27 protein-coding genes are annotated in these 21,109 nt (G+C 60.5%); 15 read left to right on the plus strand and 12 right to left on the minus strand.

The genetic code is table 11. From position 1 onward, the window contains the following. Positions 1–20: 20 nt before the first annotated feature. The 3 genes from B149_RS0109030 (at position 21) to B149_RS0109040 (ending at position 3,468) form a co-directional block, all read left to right on the plus strand. A complete protein-coding gene (locus B149_RS0109030; protein WP_040372504.1) occupies positions 21–1,220 on the plus strand; it encodes an aminotransferase-like domain-containing protein in 1,200 nt (399 codons plus the stop codon). A 31-nt stretch (positions 1,221–1,251) separates the two neighbouring features. Further along, positions 1,252–2,958 carry an FAD-dependent oxidoreductase gene (locus B149_RS0109035; RefSeq protein WP_018124864.1) on the plus strand — a complete coding sequence of 569 codons (1,707 nt, stop codon included), beginning with the start codon at positions 1,252–1,254 and terminating at the stop codon, positions 2,956–2,958. A gap of 123 nt (positions 2,959–3,081) precedes the next feature. Then, positions 3,082–3,468 (plus strand): response regulator, encoded by a 387-nt coding sequence (locus tag B149_RS0109040; RefSeq protein ID WP_018124865.1) that lies wholly within the window; start codon positions 3,082–3,084, stop codon positions 3,466–3,468. 68 nt (positions 3,469–3,536) lie between these two features. On the opposite strand, the gene B149_RS0109045 is transcribed toward B149_RS0109040, so the two are convergent. Further along, on the minus strand, positions 3,537–3,995 hold the full coding sequence (locus tag B149_RS0109045) for a hypothetical protein (RefSeq protein WP_018124866.1): 459 nt from the start codon (positions 3,993–3,995) through the stop codon (positions 3,537–3,539). 127 nt (positions 3,996–4,122) lie between these two features. Here B149_RS0109045 and B149_RS0109050 point away from each other — a divergent pair, with 127 nt between their 5' ends. Then, a complete protein-coding gene (locus B149_RS0109050) occupies positions 4,123–4,980 on the plus strand; it encodes an NAD(P)-dependent oxidoreductase (protein ID WP_018124867.1) in 858 nt (285 codons plus the stop codon). Positions 4,981–4,992: 12 nt separating this feature from the next. Here the strand turns inward: B149_RS0109050 and B149_RS0109055 are convergent, their stop codons facing one another. After that, positions 4,993–5,439, minus strand: coding sequence for a DUF5680 domain-containing protein (locus tag B149_RS0109055; RefSeq protein ID WP_018124868.1), 447 nt, complete (start codon positions 5,437–5,439; stop codon positions 4,993–4,995). Next, complete coding sequence (locus tag B149_RS0109060; RefSeq protein ID WP_018124869.1) at positions 5,430–6,377, minus strand: 4Fe-4S binding protein; 948 nt, start codon at positions 6,375–6,377, stop codon at positions 5,430–5,432. The genes B149_RS0109055 and B149_RS0109060 overlap by 10 nt, the downstream gene beginning before the upstream one ends. A gap of 104 nt (positions 6,378–6,481) precedes the next feature. Between B149_RS0109060 and B149_RS18305 the strand changes: the two genes are divergently transcribed. Genes B149_RS18305 through B149_RS0109080 form a run of 4 tightly spaced genes read left to right on the plus strand, consistent with a single transcriptional unit; the run spans position 6,482 to position 8,621 of the window. Next, entirely contained in the window at positions 6,482–6,847 is a 366-nt protein-coding gene (locus B149_RS18305) for a YidH family protein (RefSeq protein WP_018124870.1), read from the plus strand. A gap of 57 nt (positions 6,848–6,904) precedes the next feature. Continuing rightward, complete coding sequence (locus B149_RS0109070) at positions 6,905–7,858, plus strand: glycosyltransferase family protein (RefSeq protein WP_018124871.1); 954 nt, start codon at positions 6,905–6,907, stop codon at positions 7,856–7,858. A gap of 59 nt (positions 7,859–7,917) precedes the next feature. Next, the gene (locus tag B149_RS0109075; protein ID WP_018124872.1) at positions 7,918–8,133 is read left to right on the plus strand and encodes a hypothetical protein; all 216 of its coding nucleotides are present in this window, start codon (positions 7,918–7,920) and stop codon (positions 8,131–8,133) included. Further along, the gene (locus B149_RS0109080) at positions 8,130–8,621 is read left to right on the plus strand and encodes a hypothetical protein (RefSeq protein WP_018124873.1); all 492 of its coding nucleotides are present in this window, start codon (positions 8,130–8,132) and stop codon (positions 8,619–8,621) included. The genes B149_RS0109075 and B149_RS0109080 overlap by 4 nt, the downstream gene beginning before the upstream one ends. On the opposite strand, the gene B149_RS0109085 is transcribed toward B149_RS0109080, so the two are convergent. Further along, positions 8,622–8,930 (minus strand): zinc ribbon domain-containing protein, encoded by a 309-nt coding sequence (locus B149_RS0109085; RefSeq protein WP_018124874.1) that lies wholly within the window; start codon positions 8,928–8,930, stop codon positions 8,622–8,624. Between the two features lie 109 nt (positions 8,931–9,039). Between B149_RS0109085 and B149_RS0109090 the strand changes: the two genes are divergently transcribed. After that, positions 9,040–10,617 (plus strand): hypothetical protein, encoded by a 1,578-nt coding sequence (locus tag B149_RS0109090; protein WP_018124875.1) that lies wholly within the window; start codon positions 9,040–9,042, stop codon positions 10,615–10,617. An 18-nt stretch (positions 10,618–10,635) separates the two neighbouring features. Here the strand turns inward: B149_RS0109090 and purU are convergent, their stop codons facing one another. Next, complete coding sequence (gene purU, locus B149_RS0109095; RefSeq protein WP_018124876.1) at positions 10,636–11,517, minus strand: formyltetrahydrofolate deformylase; 882 nt, start codon at positions 11,515–11,517, stop codon at positions 10,636–10,638. A gap of 161 nt (positions 11,518–11,678) precedes the next feature. Between purU and B149_RS0109100 the strand changes: the two genes are divergently transcribed. Both B149_RS0109100 and B149_RS0109105 read left to right on the plus strand, forming a co-directional pair. Further along, entirely contained in the window at positions 11,679–12,296 is a 618-nt protein-coding gene (locus tag B149_RS0109100; RefSeq protein ID WP_018124877.1) for a D-sedoheptulose 7-phosphate isomerase, read from the plus strand. A gap of 7 nt (positions 12,297–12,303) precedes the next feature. Next, the gene (locus B149_RS0109105; protein ID WP_018124878.1) at positions 12,304–12,714 is read left to right on the plus strand and encodes a response regulator; all 411 of its coding nucleotides are present in this window, start codon (positions 12,304–12,306) and stop codon (positions 12,712–12,714) included. Positions 12,715–12,721: 7 nt separating this feature from the next. Here the strand turns inward: B149_RS0109105 and B149_RS16830 are convergent, their stop codons facing one another. Continuing rightward, on the minus strand, positions 12,722–13,096 hold the full coding sequence (locus B149_RS16830; protein ID WP_018124879.1) for a hypothetical protein: 375 nt from the start codon (positions 13,094–13,096) through the stop codon (positions 12,722–12,724). A gap of 104 nt (positions 13,097–13,200) precedes the next feature. Here B149_RS16830 and B149_RS0109115 point away from each other — a divergent pair, with 104 nt between their 5' ends. Then, entirely contained in the window at positions 13,201–13,635 is a 435-nt protein-coding gene (locus B149_RS0109115) for a DUF3592 domain-containing protein (RefSeq protein WP_018124880.1), read from the plus strand. On the opposite strand, the gene B149_RS0109120 is transcribed toward B149_RS0109115, so the two are convergent. The 3 genes from B149_RS0109120 to B149_RS16835 form a co-directional block, all read right to left on the minus strand. Beyond that, complete coding sequence (locus B149_RS0109120) at positions 13,613–14,443, minus strand: metal ABC transporter permease (protein ID WP_018124881.1); 831 nt, start codon at positions 14,441–14,443, stop codon at positions 13,613–13,615. The genes B149_RS0109115 and B149_RS0109120 overlap by 23 nt on opposite strands. 2 nt (positions 14,444–14,445) lie before the next feature. After that, positions 14,446–15,225 (minus strand): metal ABC transporter ATP-binding protein, encoded by a 780-nt coding sequence (locus B149_RS0109125; RefSeq protein WP_018124882.1) that lies wholly within the window; start codon positions 15,223–15,225, stop codon positions 14,446–14,448. Between the two features lie 77 nt (positions 15,226–15,302). Beyond that, the gene (locus B149_RS16835; protein WP_018124883.1) at positions 15,303–16,313 is read right to left on the minus strand and encodes a rhomboid family intramembrane serine protease; all 1,011 of its coding nucleotides are present in this window, start codon (positions 16,311–16,313) and stop codon (positions 15,303–15,305) included. An 82-nt stretch (positions 16,314–16,395) separates the two neighbouring features. Here B149_RS16835 and B149_RS0109135 point away from each other — a divergent pair, with 82 nt between their 5' ends. From B149_RS0109135 to deoA, 3 genes are read left to right on the plus strand one after another with little or no spacing between them, the layout of a single operon-like run. Then, a complete protein-coding gene (locus B149_RS0109135) occupies positions 16,396–17,487 on the plus strand; it encodes a glycoside hydrolase family 3 protein (protein ID WP_026167543.1) in 1,092 nt (363 codons plus the stop codon). Further along, complete coding sequence (locus B149_RS0109140) at positions 17,484–17,891, plus strand: cytidine deaminase (protein ID WP_018124885.1); 408 nt, start codon at positions 17,484–17,486, stop codon at positions 17,889–17,891. The genes B149_RS0109135 and B149_RS0109140 overlap by 4 nt, the downstream gene beginning before the upstream one ends. Further along, positions 17,891–19,195 carry a thymidine phosphorylase gene (gene deoA, locus B149_RS0109145; protein ID WP_018124886.1) on the plus strand — a complete coding sequence of 435 codons (1,305 nt, stop codon included), beginning with the start codon at positions 17,891–17,893 and terminating at the stop codon, positions 19,193–19,195. Before B149_RS0109140 ends, deoA begins: the two co-directional genes overlap by 1 nt. A 20-nt stretch (positions 19,196–19,215) precedes the next feature. Here the strand turns inward: deoA and B149_RS0109150 are convergent, their stop codons facing one another. The 3 genes from B149_RS0109150 to B149_RS0109160 all read right to left on the minus strand — a co-directional run bounded on the left by B149_RS0109150 (position 19,216) and on the right by B149_RS0109160 (position 21,076). Beyond that, positions 19,216–19,848 (minus strand): hypothetical protein, encoded by a 633-nt coding sequence (locus tag B149_RS0109150; RefSeq protein WP_018124887.1) that lies wholly within the window; start codon positions 19,846–19,848, stop codon positions 19,216–19,218. Positions 19,849–19,922: 74 nt separating this feature from the next. Then, on the minus strand, positions 19,923–20,345 hold the full coding sequence (locus B149_RS0109155; RefSeq protein WP_018124888.1) for a GNAT family N-acetyltransferase: 423 nt from the start codon (positions 20,343–20,345) through the stop codon (positions 19,923–19,925). Beyond that, entirely contained in the window at positions 20,342–21,076 is a 735-nt protein-coding gene (locus B149_RS0109160) for an acyl-[acyl-carrier-protein] thioesterase (protein WP_018124889.1), read from the minus strand. Before B149_RS0109160 ends, B149_RS0109155 begins: the two co-directional genes overlap by 4 nt. Between the last annotated feature and the right edge of the window lie 33 nt (positions 21,077–21,109).

Consider the following 21,109-nt stretch of genomic DNA (forward strand, 5'->3'; position numbering starts at 1 on the left):
AAAATGGGCGTAATTCCCCTATGGATCAAAGGAGAATAGCCGTGGAAGAATGCTTTGCCGCACGGATGGACTCGGTTCACCGCTCGTTCATCCGGGAAATACTGAAAGTCACCGCAGATCCCTCCATCATTTCGTTTGCCGGGGGGCTTCCCAATCCCGAGATGTTCCCGGTGCAGGCCATGTCGGAAGCCGCTTCGCGGATTCTGGGCGGCAGCACGGGCGCGGCATCGCTACAGTATTCCACCACCGAAGGGGACCCGGTCCTGCGTCGGTTCATTGCGGACCGTTATGCAAAGCGCGGCGTGGAGGTTGACCCGGACGACATCGTCATCACCACAGGCTCCCAGCAGTGTCTCGACATGGCCGGCAAAGTCTTTCTGGACAAGGGCGATACCATGGTCATCGAACGACCGGGCTATCTTGGCGCGATCCAGTCCTTCTCCATCTATGAACCCAATTTTGTCACCGTGGCCCTTCAGGACGACGGGCCGGATCTGGAAGAGCTTGAGCGGGCTTTTGCGGCCGGGGCCAAGATGTTCTATGCGGTGCCCAACTTCCAGAACCCTTCCGGCGTGAGCTACAGCGCGGAGAAACGCGCTGCGGTGGCCGAACTGCTGGATCGGTACGGCGTGGTTTTCGTGGAGGACGACCCGTACGGCGAGCTGCGGTTCATGGGCGAGCACCTGCCGCCGGTATATTCCTTCAGGAAGAAGCCCGGGCTGCTCAACGGGTCCTTTTCCAAAATCGCCGCGCCCGGATTCCGTCTCGGCTGGGTGGTGGCGCCCGGGGTGGTGCGCGACAAGCTCGTTGTCGCCAAGCAGGCCACTGATCTGCACACCAGTACGCTTGCGCAGTCCATAATGCGTGCCTATCTGGAAGAGAACGACATCGACGACCACGTGGAGACCATCCGGGAGACCTACGGCAGGCATCGCGAGGTCATGGTCGAGAAAATTCGCGAATATTTCCCGGCCCAAGTGCGCTGCACCGAGCCGGAGGGAGGGATGTTCCTGTGGGCGACGCTGCCCGAGGGATGTTCTTCCATGGAGCTGTTCGACAGCGCCATCAGACGCAAAGTGGCCTTTGTCCCCGGTGCCCCGTTCTACGCGGACGGTGGCGGCGACAATACGCTGCGCCTGAATTTCTCCAACGCCGACCCCGAACGCATCGGAGAAGGCATCGCCCGACTGGGCGAAAGCATCCGGGAGTTCCTGGATTGATTACCAAACCGTTAAAACGGATGGAGCAGATATGTCCCAACATGTAGTTGTCATCGGTGCGGTGGCTCTCGGTCCCAAGGCCGCCTGCCGCTTCAAGAGGCTTGAACCCGGCTCCCGAGTGACCATGCTCGACGAGAGCGACGTCATTTCGTATGGCGGATGCGGCATTCCCTACTATGTCTCCGGCGAAGTGGCGGACGAGCAGGAGCTGCGCACCACCAGTTTTCATATGGTTCGCGACGTGCAATTCTTCAAGGATGTGAAAGGGGTGGACGTCATGCCCCGCACCCGCGCCGTGGAGATCGATCGCGATGCCAGGAAGGTCAAATACAAGAATCTGGCAACCGGGGAGTCCGGGGAACTGGAATACGACCAGCTCGTCATCGCCACCGGAGCCACCCCGCGCAAGCTGAACCTGCCGGGCGAGGACCTCAAGGGCGTACATTACGTTTCCAATCCGCACGACGCCGTGGCCATCAAGGAGGCCATCGCCAAAGGTGAGGTCAACAATGCGGTCGTGGTCGGCGCCGGATTCATCGGCCTCGAAATGGCAGAGGCGTTCACGGACCTCTGGGGCGTGGATACCACTGTCTTCGAAATCTTCGATCAGATCATGCCGCGTCTGGTGAGCCCCGAAATGGCTCGCATGACGCAGGAGCACATGGAAGAGCAGGGCGTGCAGTTTCACCTTGGCGAGACCGTCAAGGCCCTGGAGGGAGACGGTCGCGTGCAGCGCGTGGTGACCGACAAGCGCACCGTGGAGGCCGAATGCGTCATCATTTCCGTGGGCGTGGTCCCCAATGACGGCCTTGCGCGCGATGCCGGGCTGGAGTGCAACGAGCGCGGCGGCATCGTGGTGGACGAGACCATGCGCACCACCGATCCGGCCATTTTCTCCGGCGGCGACTGCGTGGTGGTGAAGAACCTCGTCACCGGGCAGCCCGCTTTTCTGCCGCTTGGCTCCATGGCCAACAGGCAGGGGCGCGTCGTGGGCGACAACCTCGCTGGCGGCTCCTCGAAATTCGACGGCGTGCTCGGCTCTTTCGTGGTCAAGACCTTCGAGACCTCGCTGGCCGGAACCGGCCTGAGCCTCGAAAGCGCCAAGGCTGCCGGACTCGACGCCGCCAGCGTGCTGCTGGTCTCTCTCGACCGGGCGCATTTCTACCCCAGCAAGGACCTCATGACCCTTGAACTGGTCTACGAGAAAGGCACCCGCAAGGTGCTAGGCATTCAGGGCTTCGGCAACGCCGGGGACGCCATGGTCGGTCGTATCAACGCCGTGGCCGCGGCCATGAAATTCGGCCTGACCATCGACGAACTCTCCACCATGGAGCTGGCCTACGCCCCGCCGTTCTCCTCGGCCATGGACGTGCTCAACTCCGTGGCGAACATGGCTGACAATGCCGAGCGCGGCCTGAACCGCGGCGTGGGACCGGAAGGGTTCGAAAAGCTCTGGGAACAGCGCGACTCCGGCGACTATTGCTTCCTTGATTGTCGCGAAGCCCCGGACGCGGAGCCGCTCATGGAAAAACACCCTGAACACTGGTGCAACATCCCGCAGGGCGAGATTTACAAGCGCTTCTCGGAAATCCCCGAGGACAAGACCGTCGTGCTCGTCTGCAACACCGGTGCCCGAGCCTACGAGGCGCAGGTCATGCTGGATCACAAGGGTGTCAAGGACGCGGTGACCATCAGAGGCGGCATGGCTGCCCTCAAAAAGTGGGGAATGGACGTTTAGTATCGCGAATAATAAACAGATTGACCGAATAATATTCAGCCCGGCGTTGTCACAGACGTCGGGCTGTGTTAGTTGATAGATATGTGAGTTTCTATTTTCGGTTAACTGTCGGGGAGGAAGTGAATGCGTTTTCTCATTGTGGACGATGACGAGTCGATTCACCTGTATCTCAAAAACATTCTCAAGCCTTACGCTTCCTGCGAGTCGGCCCTTTCCGGGGCTGAGGCTCTGTCCATGTTTCGCAAGGCTGTTGCGGAAGGCAGACCTTATGAGGCTGTTTTCATGGACATACTCATGCCGGGAATGGATGGGCATGAGGTGGCTGAGAGACTCAGGGAGGAAGATGCGAATGGCGGGGCGAACGGCTTCAATCTGGTGATGATCACCTCGCTTGCGGACAGCAGGAATGTCAGCAAGGCTTTCTTCGACACCTATGCAACCTGCTACATCGTCAAACCGTTCGATAAGGACGTGATTCTGGACGAACTTTACGCCAACATGGTCATTTAGAAAACACAGGCATCTACAGAAAAGAGCCGCCCCGTATGTGGGAGCGGCTCTTTATTTTTGCGTGAAGACTATTGCTTGTTCTGGGCCTTGTCGGCCATGGCGGCCATGCGGGAACGGATGTAATCGGCGGCGATGTCACCCATCTCGTCGGTACCGGACATTTCACGACCGTATTCGCGCAGGTCCTTGTCTGTCTGCTCTTCCATGCGTTCGGACTCAAGGAACATGATGTAGGCCAACAGCAGGGCCGCGTCGTTGTCCTGCGTGCCGTCGCAGAGCAGTTGCAGCGCGTCGCGCGGGGCCGTTTCCAGAAGCCGGTCGATGAACATGCCGATCCATTTGTCGTACAGGTTTTCCATGAGCGGCGGCACCATCTCGGCCACCTTCTCGGCGGTCACGTCGCCCGTTGCGGTGGCGGTGACAGTCATGAACTCCTGAAGCGCCTCCTTGCGGCGCGACTCATCCTGTTCCTGCACCTTGTTCATGACCACTGTATAAATATGTTTGCGAATCTGATCTTCCGTCATGCGTAACCCCCTGCGTAATGTGGTGTGGCAACGTAGCGAAATGTTGCGGCGCGGGCAAGAGCGGGTTGTTGCGTCCCGCGGAGGTATGTATATTAAAAGGTAAAAACCCCAACAGGGAGCATTTGCCATGAAAATTGGATTTCTCGGACTCGGCATCATGGGTAGCCGCATGGCGGCCAATCTTGTTGAACACGGACACACAGTAACCGTCTGGAATCGCTCGAAAGGTCCTGAGGCTGCCTTGGCGGGACGCGGTGCAGAAGCTGCCACGTCACCGGCCGAGGCCGTAAAGGATGCGGATTGCGCCGTTGCCATGCTGACCGGTCCCGAAGCGGTGGATGATGTCCTTTTGGGTCAGGACGGCGCCGCACAGGAGCTTGAAGGCAAGCTGTTCGTGAATATGAGCACTGTTTCTCCGGCGTATTCGCGCGGGCTGGCGAAGCGGCTGAAGGAACAGGGGGTGCGTTTCATGGATGCGCCGGTCTCCGGCTCCAAGAAGCCTGCCGAGGACGGCACGCTGGTCATTCTCGCCGGCGGCGATGCAGGGGATGTCTCGTTCATGCAGCCCGCCTTCGACGCCATGGGCAGCAAAACCGTTCACTGTGGCGAAGCAGGGGCCGGCTCCATGATGAAGATGAGCGTGAACCTGCTGCTCGGAGTCATGATGCATGGTCTTTCCGAGATGCTGCACTTCGGCGAAAAGGGCGGACTCAGCCGCCAGCAGCTGCTCGACGTGGTGCTCGGCGGACCGCTGTCGAACATGCTCTATCAGCTCAAGCGCGACATGTATCTTTCAGACACCTATCCAGCGCAGTTCCCGCTCATGCATATGGACAAGGATCTGGGATTCGTGCTCGAAACCGCGTTCGACACGGGCGCGGACATCCCGGCCTCGACCACGGTGCGCTTCCAATATGAGCGCGCCCTCAAGGAAGGCTTCGGAGAAGAGGACTTCGCCGCCGTGATCAAGGCGCTCGGCAAATAGGTGTTCGGTGCGTCAGTCTATGACGCCGCCGAGAAACTGTAGGCTGAAGCAGCGGATGCCCTTGAAGAAGACGCTTTCCTCTCCCTGAAAGGCGTTCAGATCGCCTTCGGTGTCCTGCTCGTAGGACCAGTTGCCGTCTGCGATGTAGTCCGGACCGCGAAGAGGTTGCGAATCGGTAAAAGCGGCCAGCGCTTTTTGCAAAAAGGCATGGATTTCATCCGGCTCCGGAATGCTGGTCAGCACCCGGCCGTGGTAGGACATGGCCCACACCGGGATGTCGTCGCGGTAAATGATCATGCGTCCATCAAGCGAGCGGTGTCCGAAGCGGTGCTCCACGAGCGTCATTTCGCCGTCTTCGAAACGGAATTCGTTCCCACCCGAGGGTATTTCCGTTCGCTCGGAGAGCGTCGCTTCGCCTGCGGCCTTGCGGGCTTTCACGAGAAATTCGTTCAGTTGCATTCGGCTTCCTCCCGGAGTTTGTCGATGCGAAGCGGCGTGCCTTTTTCGGGCGCCTCGCGCAGAGTGAGTGCGGTTTTGGAGCATTTGTTGGTGCACACGCCGCAGCCAAGGCAACGGTCCTCGCGGATAAACGCCTTGCGTTCGCGAAAGCCTATGGCCTTGAACTGGCAGTATCGTGCGCATTCGCCGCATCCGACACATTTGTCGGGATCCACTTCGGCCAGATAGCCCGACGAACAGAGCATCTCCACGCCGTTGCGCTGGGCCTTCATGGCTCCGCAGCAGCAGGAGCAGCAGTTGCAGATGGCATAGAAGCGTCCGAGCATCACGTCCTTGAAAAAAGCGTGGGAGACGTTGCCACGTGCATTGCACTGTCTCAGGATGCGCACGGCCTCGTCCGCGTCTATCCTTCTGGCGTGTTCCGGATGGTGCTCCAGAATGAAGTCCGCCATGGGCGAGCCGATGATCAGACACACGTCCAGCGGCTGGCATGGATCAGGCGCGGTAGCGCGGCACGGACAATCCAATACCGTGATTTTGTCACCCGCTTCAAGTATGATATCGCGGGCCCGGGTGTAGGGGATGACCTGCTCGGGCATGGTGGTATCCACCGCAACGTCGAGCCTGACCAGCTTTTCGGCCTCTTCAAGGGGCAGCGGCTTGCCGTGATAGGTGTCCGCAAAGCTTGGGCGTTTCTGCTTTGGATCGCCGGGCTGGCTGTCGCTGCCGGGTCTGAACGGGCTGTGACGGTCGATGAGAAAAACGAACGGCGCGGCCACGTATTTCCAGACAGGATACTTGTTGTGAACAAGACCGATGTAACGGTAGGGCCAGCGACCGTAGATGTAGCCGTGGATGAATCCAAACAGCCCAAGCCCGGTTTTGCGCGCTTCATGCCAGTAGTCGATGGTGGATTGTTTTATAAACGGAATTTTCATAGCGTATTCAAATAATTGTTTGAGTGTATTTGAANGGGACCGGCGGCGTATGTCAACAACCGATTGAACATCCTGCGCGGGGCGCAGGTTTCGGGGGAGGGGTGATGGAACGAGCACAGGAGCAACTGGAGCTGGCAAGGGAACGCAATGAATTTGCCCGTATCCGCACTGACCTTGCCAACAAGCGGACCTTTCTGGCCTGGTGCCGCACCGGGCTTGCGGTCATGGGCGTCGGGGTGTTGCTGGAAAAACTCCGGCTCGGATTCGGTGTGGCGGGCGAGGCTGCGGCGGGGCTCGGTGTCATGGGGGTCGTATCCCTGCTGGCAGGGCCGGCGTGCATCGGTTTTGCCGCGTGGCGTTACCGTGTTTTGAACAGGCGTGTGGGCGGCTCAGAAGACGGCCTGTTCTTCGTGCCCGAGATGGTGGTCCTCGCCTCGGTTCTCGCCTTCGTTTTTCTTGGCCTATCCTAGGAGATTATAATGAGTTCCCCTTTACCTGAATGGGGAGGACCTGTATCGAATCATGGTATGAGTGCGAAAGTTGTTTTTCTCATGCAGGAGAAGTGGCACCGGGCCTATGACTCCATCTACGATCACCTTGAAAAGGATTTCGATCTGCGTTGCGTGCCGGGCACCGACATGGACGCGGTGGTAGGCGCGCTTGAATGGGCCGACGTCGCTTTTCTCGATTGCGTGCAGGACGTGGCCGCTGCCGTCTCCTGCCTGCCCCGGCGGGGAAAGCTCGTGGCGCTGCTGCGCGGATTCGAGGTCCACACCACGCTGGCCACGGTGGTCAACTGGGATAACGTGGACGCACTGTGCGTGACTTCTTCCTATCTGGTGGATCTGCTGCGCTTCACCGTGTCCGACATCGCCTCGCGTGTGGACATACACATACTGCCCACCGGCATCGACATGGACCATGTGCCGCCGCGCGAACGGTTCGACCCCACGGGAAAGATGGGGTTCGTCAATGACCTCTGCTATTTCGCCAATTACCCGTTGGCTCTTCAATGCTTTGCCGCGGCATCGTTCGATCCGGGCCTGAGCCTGCACGTTGCGGGTGAGTATGCAGGCAATGAGCGGGAGCGAATGGAGTTGGCCCTTTATTCCGACAATCTCATCGCGTCCATGGGGCTTTCCAACAGAATTCACGTGGAGGGCAAGGTCCGCAGCCTCTTCCACTGGCTGGAAGACAAGGAATTCTTCCTGCACACCGCATGCGGCGCCACCTCGGACGATCTTTTGTATCTGGCCATGGCCCGCGGCGTCAGGCCGATCGTCCATCATTTCCCCGGTGCAACGGACCTTTTGCCGCAGGAGCTCGTCTTCGACACGGTTGATCAGTTCCGGAACGTGCTGGACGCTGTGCGGCCTTTCCCTTCCGAACTTCGCGACTACGTGGCCGAATCCCGACCGCTTTCCGTTCGTCTGGCCGCCGTGGACAGGCTGATGGAGGGACTTCTTGCCCCGTCCCCCTAATCTTCGCTTGCCCATCGTCCGATGAGTCCTGTACGGTGCGCCGCTGGAGCGCGACTGCAATGAAATTTGTCGAATACATCAAAAAGGAAGGCTACCGCCGTTACCGCGGAGCCGTGGCCGACTCGGTCTACGAGTATTTCAACTGTGAGTGCTCGGATCGGGCGGTCTGGTACATCAAGGACGGCAGCTACCAGTGTGTGGGCTGCCGGGAGCAGTGCGAGACCGACAGTTCCGACGGTTTCCAGCTCTTTCTTACCGATATGGACGACTCATGATCAGAACTGCCGCGTTGACCTTCATTTTCTGCCTGCTGTTCGCCGTTCCGGCCCGCGCCGGGGGCGTGGACGAGATGGATTTCTGCATCTGCCGCAACGTTCTTTCCCGGATGCTTTGCAAGGATCCCAACGAGTTCAATCTCGTCGGCAAGATCAAGGACGGGCTCTACATCTACAGCGTCTTCTACGCCAACAAGGAGACCAAGTTCTATTGCGGAGTGGGCAGCAAGTTCGTGAAGGTGCAGGGCGTCAGCAAACGCCGCATCACGCGTTCCATTCCGTATTCGTTTGACCCGGAAGAGAACTGCGGTCTGGTGGAATTCAGTTCGCCGGAATGTCCCGTATACGCTCCCGTCACCTGCTGCGCGGAAAAGGAAGCCGATCAGCGCAAGGCCGACGAGTTCTGGGACAAGCCCATACCGCAGCTTCTGGACGAGGATCTTCGCGAGGCACTGGAACAGGACAACGCCACGCGGCAGGGGCAGTGATCAGCGAAGCCTGACGAGGGCGGCAAGCCCAACCACGGCAAGCACGACCCACATGGGCCACCACTGACCTTTCAGCTGGCAGGCAACCGCGGAAAACAGCAGGATGAGCGCGTAGACCCAAGCCTCCACCATCCGGGCAAACTCCCGGCGTTGAGCGCCGGAAAGCCTGGACGGACGAAAGGAGTCCAGAGGCCTGAAGGCTGCGGTCTCCGGGGGCGGAGACCATGAAGACTGGATTTTCTTGCGGCACTTCGCACAGAATCTGGCGGAGTCTTCGTTGGGTGAGCCGCATTTGTTGCAGATGATCACGCTTCTTGTTTGCCTCGACGCGCAACATTGGTCAAGCAGGGCTTTGCATTGGCGGAAAATATGACGTATTGGTAGCCATATACCACCCTACGACCGGACACTGCAGCGCATGACACAAGACAACGCCAAAGACTCGGGACAGAGCCTGAACAAAACGCAGCGACTTGCCGCTTACAGAAAGAAGCTTCGCAATCTCAAGGAGCGGTCTTCTCTCCGTGAGGTCACCGAACGCGAATTCCTTATGGAATTCATTCGCGTCAACCACGGCAACATCAACGAATTTCCTCTTCTTGCGGCGCAGCAGAACAGTGTCATCGCCCTGATGTGCAATCGGGGCCGCCATCCCGGATACGACTACATCCAGAAAGTGAGCAACGCCTTCATGGTCGCCGTCTCCCGTCATGAAAAGGCGGAACTCAGCGGTGATACGGACTCCCTTCCCAAACTGGCGGCAGAGCTTCAGCGCACCGAAGGGCTGCTGGTCAAGACGGTGCAGGGCATCGTCTACGCCATGGCGCTCATCACCGACAACTTCGAGGAAATGGTCCTTCGGTATTTCGGGCAAGGCTCGCTCCGGGAATACAGCTCGCTCATTGAGGAATACGAGCTGGATCACCGCTTCTGGAACGCGTTCATGGAGCAGTTCGTCTCCAGCCGCGTGCATGAGGCCTTCAAGGAGATGGTCGACAACAAACGTTACGACCTTTCCAAGGAGAGTAAGTTTCTCGTGCTGCGGTTCATGCTCGACGAAGTGCTCGCCAAGCTGAATCCCACTACCAAGAAGATCGAGAAAACGCGCATCCAGAAGATGTACGAGCTGACCGACGCCGGGTTCAAGGAGCGTCGCAAGGCCAAGCTGGTGCAGAACTCGCTCACCAAGGGGCTTCAGGATTACATGCCCGAGAGCGAGACGCGCGAGAAGGATTACGTCAATACCGCCCGGATCGTCTGCATGGATCCGGTGGCGCAGGAGTTTGCCGACGCCTACGTCAAGCGAGTGATGGAGTCCAAGTCCGGTAATGAGAAAGGGACGCGGGAAGAGCGGAAACAGCGCGATGAGGACTTCCGGTTCCTTTATGATCAGATCATGTCCGTCGGCGTAGGGGCGGCGCTGGCCATCGGCATCACGGCGCAGAACCTCTTTCAGGCTTTGGAGAAGTTCATTCCGGGCGAAACCAAGCGCATCGAGCCGCTTGCCAGAAATTTCAACTCGTCCGCTCTGGAGCACGTGCTGTTCTTCGTGCTTGAACACCACTTCATGTACATCCTGCGCGACAGGGCCTCGGGCGAAGGCGGCAAGGTCACGGTCCGCAGCGCGCGGGCAAAGCGCGTCGCCCAGAAAGACGTGGACGCGCTCGCGGAGCTGGGGCTGGGCAAGTTGCGTCGTTCCAAACTTTTCGGGCGCGACACCACCCGTGAGGGGATGCTGCTGTTCAAGCCACGCACGGCCTCACAGCTGATGGAGATAGTGAAACAGTTGCAGATTTCCGGCGAATTGCTGGAGAAAATCCGTGAGCTCTGGACCGGCGGCGGCCTGCGTATCGACATCATGGTGCTGGTCAACCTGCCGCAGGTTGCACGTACCACCACCAATCTCAAGAACCGCCTCGGCGAGATTCTCGCGCTCTACGGCGTGGGCGGCAGCGAAGAAAACGGCGCCGAGGCTGCCCCGGCGCCGTCCGAATAGTCGTTCGACTCTTTTCCGTTACCGTTTGAAGACGATTGTTTTGTTGCCGTGCACGATGACGCGGTCTTCAAGGTGCCAGCGCACGGCCCTTGCGAGGACGTGGCGTTCGATGTCCGCGCCGTGCCGCTTGAGGTCTTCCACGGTGTGGTTGTGGTTCACGCGGATTACGTCCTGTTCGATGATCGGGCCCTGATCCAGTTCTTCCGTAACATAGTGCGCGGTTGCGCCCACGAGCTTCACGCCGCGCTCAAAGGCCCTGCGGTAAGGGTCGGCCCCCACGAACGCGGGCAGGAACGAGTGATGGATGTTGATGATCCGGCCCGGATAGTGGCTGACGAATTCTGGCGTGAGAATCTGCATATAGCGCGCAAGCACCACCAGGTCGGCCTGTCCCTTCATGTGGTCGAGAATGATGTCCTCGGCCGCCACCTTGGCGCGCAGGCGCTTGCCCACCGGCACGTGGTGGAAGGGCACCCCGAAGCTCTCCACCGACTGGCGCAGGTCTTCGTGGTTGCTCACCACCATGGTTATGTCGGTCTCCAGTTCCCCGCGGCGGAAGCGCCAGAGCAGTTCCATGAGGGCATGGTCCAGCTTGGAAACAAGAATCGCCGTCTTGCGGCGCTTCCATGCCGGATGCATGTTCCAGGACATGCCGAACGGGTCCGCAACTTCGGCCTGAAACTCTTCCTTGACCCTTTCGAAAAGGCTTTCGTCCCGCGACGGGAGCAGGAATTCGTTGCGCATGAAAAATGCGCCGCCTTCGGGGTCGGTGGAGTGCTGGTCCGAATGGACGATGTTGAAGCCGCGCTGCTGGAGGAAGCCGCTCACGGCGGCCACGATGCCCGGGCGGTCGGCGCAGGATATGGTCAGTCTTACGGTTGCCGTACTGTTTTCGCTCATGATTGACTCCTGAAAATTTGCGTCCGGGTCACATACCGGAAATCCTTGCGCTTCGGAAGTCCTTTTCAGGAAGGTTGCCCGACCGGTATTGCGTGGCAGTGTTTTTTGCATTATCTCTTGGAACTCTTGAAAACCGAAGCCGACCCTTACGAGGTATAGATATGTCCGAATCCGCGCTAAAAAAGGTCATGGATCACGCCAAGTTGGGCCTTGAGGTCCGGGAGCAGTTCTTCCAGACCAAGGCCGAGCAGATGGTGGACGTGGCCCGCGCAATCGCAGTGAGCCTTGCCCGCGGGGGCAAGGTCATGTTCTGCGGTAATGGCGGCAGCGCCGCAGACAGCCAGCATCTGGCCGCAGAGTTCGTCAACCGTTTCAAGATGGAGCGGCCACCGCTTCCCGGATTGGCCCTGACTACCGACACATCCATCCTCACTGCCGTGGGGAACGATTATTCCTTTGACCTGGTCTTTGAAAAGCAGGTGCAGGCTCTTGCCCGTCCGGGCGACGTGCTGGTGGGGATGTCCACCTCCGGCACCAGCGCCAATGTTCTGCGCGCGCTGAGGGAAGCCAGAAACCGCGATGTCACCACCATCGGCATGACCGGCCAGAACGGGGGCGACATGATGGCGGCGAGCGACTATCTCATTCAGGTCCCCTGCGGAGATACCCCCGTCATTCAGGAAATCCACATTGCCGCGGGGCATGTGATCTGTCACCTGGTGGATCATTTCCTTTTCGAATCCGTGGCCGAACTGCAACCGTTTCTGCAAGGAGGCTGATCTCGACATGAGCAATACACTTCGAACACTGGTGGTGGAAGACACCATGGTCACACGTGAATTCCTGCGTATGGTCATGCAGCAGTGGGGCGAATGCGCCTGCGTGGAAACCGGAGAGGAAGCGGTTACCCTTTTCGAGCAGGCCCATAATGACGGAAAGCCGTTCGATCTGGTGGTGCTGGACATCATGCTCCCGGGCATGAACGGTCAGCAGACGCTGGAAACGCTGCGAGAAGTTGAGCGCAAGGCCGAGATTTCCGAAGAGGATCAGGTGCATGTCATCATTACCACCGCACTGGATGACGACGAGACGGCATCGCGGGCCTTCATTCACGGAAAGGCCGTTTCCTTCATCACCAAGCCGGTGCGTATGGAACGTCTGGAAGAAGAGGTTCAGTCGCTGGGACTGACCGGTTAGGAAAGGATCAGAAGTCCTCGCGGCGCACCCGGATTTCGAGCCCTTTTTTGCGAAGGTGTTCGGCAACCCGCTGTGCGCGCTCCTCGCTGGGCAGCGAGGTGATGACCAGTTGAGCCCTGGGCTGTTCGTCCCAGACCCAGATATATTCGGGCAGAACCACGCCCTTGGCCTGCAGCTCGTCGAGCAGACGCTCCCGAGCGGCTTCACGCTGTTCGAAGTCGTCGGGATCGAACGCTTCGCCGCAGGCCAGCACCCACCAGCCTAGTCTGTCGGCCTTGGGATCCTCTCCGAGGCTGCGCAGGGCTTCATGAGCTTCGTCGCGCCGGACAATGGCGGACATGCGGCCGATGGTTCGTTCTATGAGATGTATGGTATTGGGCATTGGCTTCTCCGGGGCGCCAATCTTACGCACAAGCAGTCGGAAGGCAAGCCGTTTGATGCATATCCTGCTTGCAAGTCCGCCACGACCTCGGGTAGATAACATCCATGTTCAAGCAAATGCTCGACCCTTCGCTTTCGTTCAGTATCCGGCTCAAGAAAGGCATCCAGCTTTTTCTGGCAGTGGGGCTGACGCTTTTGTTCCTGTGGCTGCTTTACAAGGTCCCGTACCAGATGATCCGCGAAGAGCGGGTCAGGCTGCTTGGCGAGACCAAGACCACAGGCGAGGTGCTGCTCAAGGAAAAAAGCAGCACCAGCACCTCCTTCGAAACGCCGTGGCACACGATTACCTTCAAGTACGTGGATAACGACGGCTACACCCGCACCGAAAAGGTGATCATGAAAGAGGCCTACTGGCAGCAGCTCAGGCCCGGCAGCGTGGTCACCGTCTGGTTCGCGCGGGCCAAGCCCGACCTTGTCCGCGTGGAGGGAATGGTCGAATCCGAAATGCAGACCAGGCTCAGGAACTGGCTGGAGGAGTGACACTCCTCTTTTCGGGCAGTGCCAGCGACAGGAAAAACGCGGTGGCCGCAACGGCAATGATCGCCGCGCCCGAGGTCAGGTCGAACCAGTAGGCGAGCGCCAGACCCGTCAGACAGAATACGGCCCCCAGCAGGGTGGCCGTGATCATCATGCTGCCAAGCGAGCGCGCCCGCCGTTCCGCGATGAAGGGCGGGATGGTCAGCATGGCGATGACCAGAATAAGCCCCACCACGCGAATCAGCGTCACCACGCACAGCGCCACCATGCCGATGAGCAGGTAGTACAGGAAGTCCACGGGCAGCCCTCTGGCCCGGGCGAAATCCTCGTCGAAGCTCATGGTGGCGAAGCCCCGGAACCACGTGAAGACCACCACCGGAACCAAGGCGGCCAGCAGGCCCATGAGCCAGATATCCGCGTGTGCCACGGCCATGATGCTGCCGAAAAGGTAGCTCATCAGATCCACGTTGTAGCCCGGCGCCACATCCAGAAGGATTACCCCAAAGGCCATTCCGGCCGCCCAGATGACGCCGATGACCGTGTCCGAGCGTTCCTTCACCTTGAGTGTGACCATGGCCATGATCATGGCCGCCAGCACCGCGAAGCAGGATGTGACAGGCAGTACGGGCAGCCCCAGCAGCACCGCGAGTCCCACGCCGCCGTATGCGGCATGGGCTACGCCTCCCGCCAGAAATACCAGTCTGTTCACCACCACCAGTGAGCCGATCACGCCGCACAGGACGCTTGCGAGCAAGCCCGCCGTCAGGGCGTTGCGGAAAAATTCGAATTGCAGGGCGTCGAGGAGTTCCATGTTCAATCCTGATCGTGCTTGAGAAGGACGCGGTGGGGGATGTCGCCGTGCGTCACCAGTTCCACGGGGCAACAGCTGTCTTCGCCGCCGTAGGACAGGTTCACCATGTCGCTGGTGATGGCCGGGGCGGGGTGGAAGTGCAGGGTCCGGTTGACGCAGGCGATGGATTTGACGCTGGTAGCCACGGCCGAGATGTCATGGCTGACCATCACCACGGTCATCTCTTTGTTCAGTTCGGCCAGCAGGTCGAAAAGATGCACGCGGTTTCGGGAATCCACGCTGGAGGTGGGTTCGTCCAGCAGCAGTATCTCGGGATCGGAGACGAGAGCCCGCGCAATGAACGTGCGTTGCTTCTGTCCACCGGAAAGATCGCTGACCCGTTTGCCCGCGTGCTGCTCCATGCCCACGCGCTCAAGGGCCTGCATGGCGCGCTTGGCCTCGTCGCCGTTTCTGTTCAGGCCGAACATGCCGCGTCCGGGGGAGACCAGTCCCATGCGGACGGCTTCAAGCACCGTGATGGGAAATGACGGGGAAACGTGTGTGTATTGCGGCAGATAGCCGATGCGCCCGCCAGCTTCGCCGGGGGGCAGATCCAGAATGCGCACCGTGCCGGAATCCGGCTCGATGAGTCCGAGCATGACCTTGAGCAGAGTGGATTTACCGCCTCCGTTGGGGCCGAGGACCGCAATATAGTCCCCGTGCTCCACTTCGAGACTCACGTTCTCCAGAATGGTAGAGCCGCCGAGGACCACGTTTACGTTTTTCAGTTCTATGTCGGACATGGCTGCTTCCCGAGTTGCGGTAATATATGGTTCGGGAAAGATAGCATTATTTTGGGATTATGCAACGCCGCGCTTTCTCAGCCTGCGGTGAAGGCCAGATACCAACAGAGCGCCGGAAGCGCGAAGGCCACCGTGCCGGGCAGCAGGTCATGCCCTTCGAAGCGTATGCCGCGCCTTCTGAGCCATCCGGCCAGAATGCCAAGAGGCAGCCCGCAGGCGAAGCCGAACAGGTGCGCGCCCAGATCGGTGCGCCCGTCAGCATTGCCCGAGCCGAGCATGGCCAGCAGTCCCAGTCCGGCCGCGAGGGGAACGAAGGCTTCGCGCAGTAGCCTACCGAAGCGCTCGGGAAACGGACTGTCCGGGTCGGCGCGTTCCGCGAAGGGGCGCGCGCCGGAGAGCATCCCGGCGGCGGCGAATACCGCGGTGGAGAACCCCACCGCGTCGTGCGGCGCGCCGAGCACATAAGCGTTGACGAAGTTGCCCGCCGTGCCGCCTAGCACCACGCCCAGCCACGCCGCGCCGGTGCCGATGCGGCGGCAGCAGAGCCAGCACAGGGTGCCGCCGATGAGCGCATTGGCAGTGACGTGCGCCCAGTCACCGTGCAGGGTCAGCGCGGTGACAGCCCGCCACCACTGGCCGCCCAGAATCCGGGCCGCGTCGGCGCTGCCCAGTCGCGTCCAGTCGCCCGCGTAGAGGTCGAAATCCGGAAACGCGCGCAGGGTGAGCGCATGGAACATCAGCAGGCAGAACATGACCGCCACTGTGGCCTGTGCGCCGGTCTTCGGCGGCAGGTCCGGGTCCACCAGCGAGCGGAACAGTCTCGGGCGATTCTCTTCGATGTAGCTTTCGATTTCGTCCACCGCCGTCTCCAGCAGGCCGGGACGGACCATGATGGTCCAGCCGCCGCCTTCATCAGGACGGAGTCGCTTGATGCGATGCGGCACCTCCCGTGAAAGCAGGACCAGTTCGAACCGGCGCGCCTCGGCTCGTGACAGGCTTCGGCGGCCCTGCGGCAGATGTGGCGGGACCTCCAGCCACTCGCCGTGCGGACCGGGCTTGAGGGGTTTGGAGTGGGATTCTTCTTCCATGCGCCCGACACTACGCGCAAAATACCGGCAAGAAAAGACCGTGAGCCTTGCGCTGGATGCGGTTTAATCCTATCACCTGATCATGCGATCACTTATTCTCATTCTTCTTATGCTTGTCCCTGTCCCGGCCTTTGGCGCATCTCTGGAAGTGATGGTCGGGCAGATGCTCATGACCGGATTCCGGGGCACGTCCGTTGACGCCGAAAGTCCGATCGTTCGCGACATCGAGAATCGGCACCTCGGTGGCGTGGTGCTGTTCGACTACGATGTCGAGCGAAAGGTCTTTGACCGCAACATCGAAAGTCCGGAACAGGTCAAGCGGCTCACGCATTCACTACAGTCCCGGGCCGATATTCCGCTCTTCATCGCGGTGGATCAGGAGGGCGGCAAGGTACAGCGTCTCAAGGAACGCTGGGGATTTCCGGAGACTCCCTCGGCGCAGAAGCTCGGCCTGAAGGGGCCCGCTGCCAGCGACACGGCCGGTCGCATCGTGGGACGGATGCTCTCGCAAAACGGCATCAACATGGATTTCGCTCCAGTGGTCGATGTGAACGTGAACCCGAAAAGCCCCGCCATCGGCGCGCTGGGACGCAGCTTTTCGGCCGATCCGCAGGCCGTCGCCGACAACGCCGCGGCCTTTGCCAAAGGCTTGCGCGGGCACGGCGTCATCCCTTGCCTCAAGCATTTTCCCGGTCACGGCAGCGCCATGGCCGACAGCCACAAGGGCCTGACGGACGTAACCGATACATGGTCCAGGCAGGAACTGGTTCCCTATCAAACCCTGATTGATGAAGGATACGTCGGCATGATCATGACCGCCCATGTCTTCAATGCCACGCTTGATCCGAAGTATCCGGCCACCCTGTCCGACAAGGTCATCGGCTCCATCCTGCGCCAGCGGCTTAGCTGGGACGGGGTGGTGATAACGGATGACATGGACATGCGCGCCATTCGCGACAGCTACGGTATGCGCACCGCGCTCAAGCTCGCCATCCGCGCCGGTGCGGATATCATGCTCTACGGCAACAACCTGCGGCACGATCCGCAGATCATGAAAAAAGCTTATGACACGATTCTGGATCTGGTACGCTCCGGAGAGATTCCGGAAGCACGCATCAGACAATCCTTTGAGCGTATAATGAAACTGAAAGAACGCATGAAGGAGGCATTATGACCATCCCGTGGCAGGAACTGGAGCAGGCGGCGCAACAGGTCGTGCTCAACGCCTATGTCCCGGCAAGCGGATTTTCCGTGGGGGCCGCGCTGCTTGACGAGAGCGGAACCGTTCACCGGGGCTGCAATGTGGAGAATGCTTCCTTCAGTTTGACTAGCTGTGCCGAGCGCAACGCGGTCTTTGCAGCGGTGGCTTCGGGGGTGCGGCCGGGGGGCGTTCGGGCGCTGGTGCTGTACACCCCGACTGAGAAAGCCGTCAGCCCTTGTGGTGCGTGCCGTCAGGTGCTTGCGGAGTTCATGCCCGCACAGGCTCCGGTCAGGGCACTTTGCAAGGGACCGGATCAGAAGGAGTGGACCGTGGAGCAGCTGCTGCCGGATGCGTTTGCAATGAAGGAAGGCGGCTGATGCTGCCGCAGGAGATCATCCGCAGAAAACGCGACGGGCTGCTCGTGGCCGAGAGCGACATCAGGGACTTCGTTCGCGGCATGGTGGATGGCGTGGTCAGCGAAGGGCAGGTGGCCGCGTTCGGCATGGCGGTTTTCTTCAGGGGGATGACCATGGACGAGTCCGTGGCCCTCACACGGGCCATGACGGAATCCGGCACGACGCTCGCGTGGGATGTGGACGGCCCCGTGCTGGACAAGCATTCCACGGGTGGCGTGGGTGATCTCGTGAGTCTCGCACTCGGCCCGCTGGTTGCGGCCTGCGGCGGGTATGTTCCCATGATATCGGGACGCGGCCTCGGGCATACGGGAGGCACGCTGGACAAGCTCGAATCCATCCCCGGCTACGTCGCGACCCCGGACGAAGCTCTGTTCCGCAAAGCCGTGGCCGAGGCGGGGTGCGCCATCATCGGTCAGACCAGTGATCTTGCCCCGGCGGACCGTATGTTCTACGCCGTGCGCGACGTGACGGCCACGGTGGAGTCCGTTCCTCTCATAACTGCTTCCATTCTTTCCAAAAAACTCGCGACCGGACTTGGCGGCCTGGTGATGGACGTCAAGACCGGATCGGGCGCCTTCATGCCGACGCGTGAGAAGTCGCGGGAGCTTGCGAAAAGCATTCGCGCGGTCGCTCATGGCGCGGGCTTGCCGTGCGAGGCGCTGATCACGGACATGAACCAGCCGCTCGCTCCGTGCGCAGGCAATGGTGTGGAGGTGACCGAGACGGTCCGCTTCCTGACCGGAAACCGTGACCCGAGGCTGGAAGCGGTGGTACTTGCGCTTGGGGTGCGGATGCTTCGGCTAGGCGGGTTGGCCGATTCGGATGACGGCGCTGAGGTCATGCTTGGGCAGGCACTGGACACCGGGCGCGCAGCGGAACGCTTCGGGCGTATGGTGGCTCTGCTGGGCGGACCGACCGATTTGATGGAAAACCCCGAAAGGTATTTGCCGCAGGCTCCTGTTCGGATGCCTGTTACCGCTGAACGTGCCGGAGTGGTGACCGAGATGGATGCACGGGCGCTCGGGCTGGCGGTCGTGGAGCTTGGCGGCGGGCGCACGCGTCCCAGCGACAAGGTGGACCATGCCGTGGGGCTGTCTGCCGTGGTTCGTATCGGGGACAGGGTTGAGGCGGGAGAACCGCTGTGCCTGATTCATGCGGCGGACAAAGCGCAGGCAGAATCAGCGAAAGCGGCGGTGCAGGGTGCGGTTCGGGTTGCCGAGGAGTGTGATGTTCCGCAGAGCGGTCCGGTCTTGGAACGGGTCTGAGTAATGATTGCGGGAAGGGATCACACCTTGCTGTTCAGCGTCCCGCCGCTGCCGAGGACCGCGTAGGCACCGAGTGCTTCCCCGTCGCCCATGGCTGCGGCCTGCCGGTTGTAAGCGGTGGAGGCCATCTCCTGCATGAAGTTCATGATGCCTTTGCCGGACGAGGTGTTCCCGGCATCCGGACGGCTTTTGCGTGCAAGGGATTGGTCCAGCATGAAGCCGGTACGGTCCGGCAGTCCGGCGGCCTGATCGCCTAATTCTTCATCCTCGTCGCTGGTGTCGCGGTCGAGGGCGTTCAGTCCCGAAGAAAGTTTGGTGTGAATCTCGACGCCGGTTATCTCCGACATCTCCTTTTCGATCTCGCGGATCCGCCGCTTCTGCGCTCCGGTTGGTTCGTCACCCATCTCCAGCAGGATGCCGTCAAGCATGTCCCGCAGCTGCTCAAGCCTGCGCTCTTCCTCGGGCGTGAGCGAGCGGACGTTGAACCCTGAAGAGCTTTTTTTCGCGTCGGCGGATTTGTCCTCCACCTCCACGCCTTCGGTGGAGAGAAAGGTTTTGGTCAGCGAAAACTCTTCCCGCTCCTTGCGCTTGTTGCGAAGGAGGTCCAAGGCATCCGCGGATCCCGCGCCGTATGAACTGCTGATCGTGCTCATTGCTTTCTCCCGGCAAGGTTTGCCTGCCGGTATGAAAAGCAAAAGTCATGCCCACGGAAAAAGCGTCCCTCGGGTCAGGAAATATAGCCTTTTTCTCGCTGCGAGTCGGGATCGGCAAAGTTCGCCATGGCGGTTTTCATGGGGCGGAATCCGTAGCGGAGGTAGAAAGGTTCCTTGCCCGGCACCGCCCACAGCACCACGTTGGGCGCGTCGCACCGCGAGAGCATCCGTTTGAGGATGCTTCCGCCGATGCCGCTGCCCTGAAGGTCTGGGTGCACGCACAGGTCGTACAGTACGGCCTGACAGGTGTGGTCCGAAAGCATCCGGGCCATGCCGACGAGCTTTCCATCCTGCATGGCGAAGCAGACGAGGTCGCTGTTTTCGAAGCAGCGGCGGATCATGTCCGGTTCGCGGTCTGCAAGGGGAGCCCGGCGCATGAGCTCTGCCGCGTCATGCCAGTCCACTCCGTGGCAGGAGTCGAGCAGCAGCAGGCTCATCGCGGTTCCCACCATGTCTTCATGCGGGCCGTTTCGCGCTGGTCCGATTGCCTGATGAGGGTGTGCAGCATGGTGCCATCCTCCTGCGGGGAGGCGAGGGAGCGCAACTCGTCCCCGGCAAAGCATTCCGCGCGGAACTGCACGTCGCCGCCCACGCAGATCCGCTCGCGCCGCCACGATTCCGGAACCGCCTCAAGGCAGTATTCCACGGAGCGCATACTGTTGACGTGGCCGTTGATGTCATGGTCGCCGTATCGGGCGCGCACCGTGGTGGCGTGCTCCCCGTCGCGAATCCGTTTGACCGCCCTTGATTCGAATTCTAGGGCGCGCGGTACCTGAGGGATGTCGCGGTCCGCGATGAGCGACTCGGGGGAGACCGCCTTGCGGTCTTCAATATCGATCACGGCCCATGCGCTGGTGCCGCGGCCGATGACGTCACCGTTCTTGAGCAGGAAATCGCGTGTGGCGACGGTCTTCTGGTTGCCGGAGGGCCAGGTTTCCACCTCGACGTCGGTACCGAAGCCCGGCAGCGCGTCCATGTGGATGAAGGCGCGGGAGAGGACCCATGCGCGTCCGAGGCGGTGAAGATCGCCGTAGCCGAATCCCAGTTCTGCCGCGTGCATGGATGCGGCGTCCTGAAGCATATTGCAGAGCGCTGTCAGAAAGGCTCTGTCTTCGAAGTCCACTTCGTAGGAGCGGAGACGGTAGGTGCTGGTGTGTATGAGATTCATACGGGTATCCTTGATTCTGGTTGCATCAGCAAC

This window comes from Desulfovibrio oxyclinae DSM 11498, from assembly GCF_000375485.1.
GTDB lineage: Bacteria > Desulfobacterota > Desulfovibrionia > Desulfovibrionales > Desulfovibrionaceae > Pseudodesulfovibrio > Pseudodesulfovibrio oxyclinae.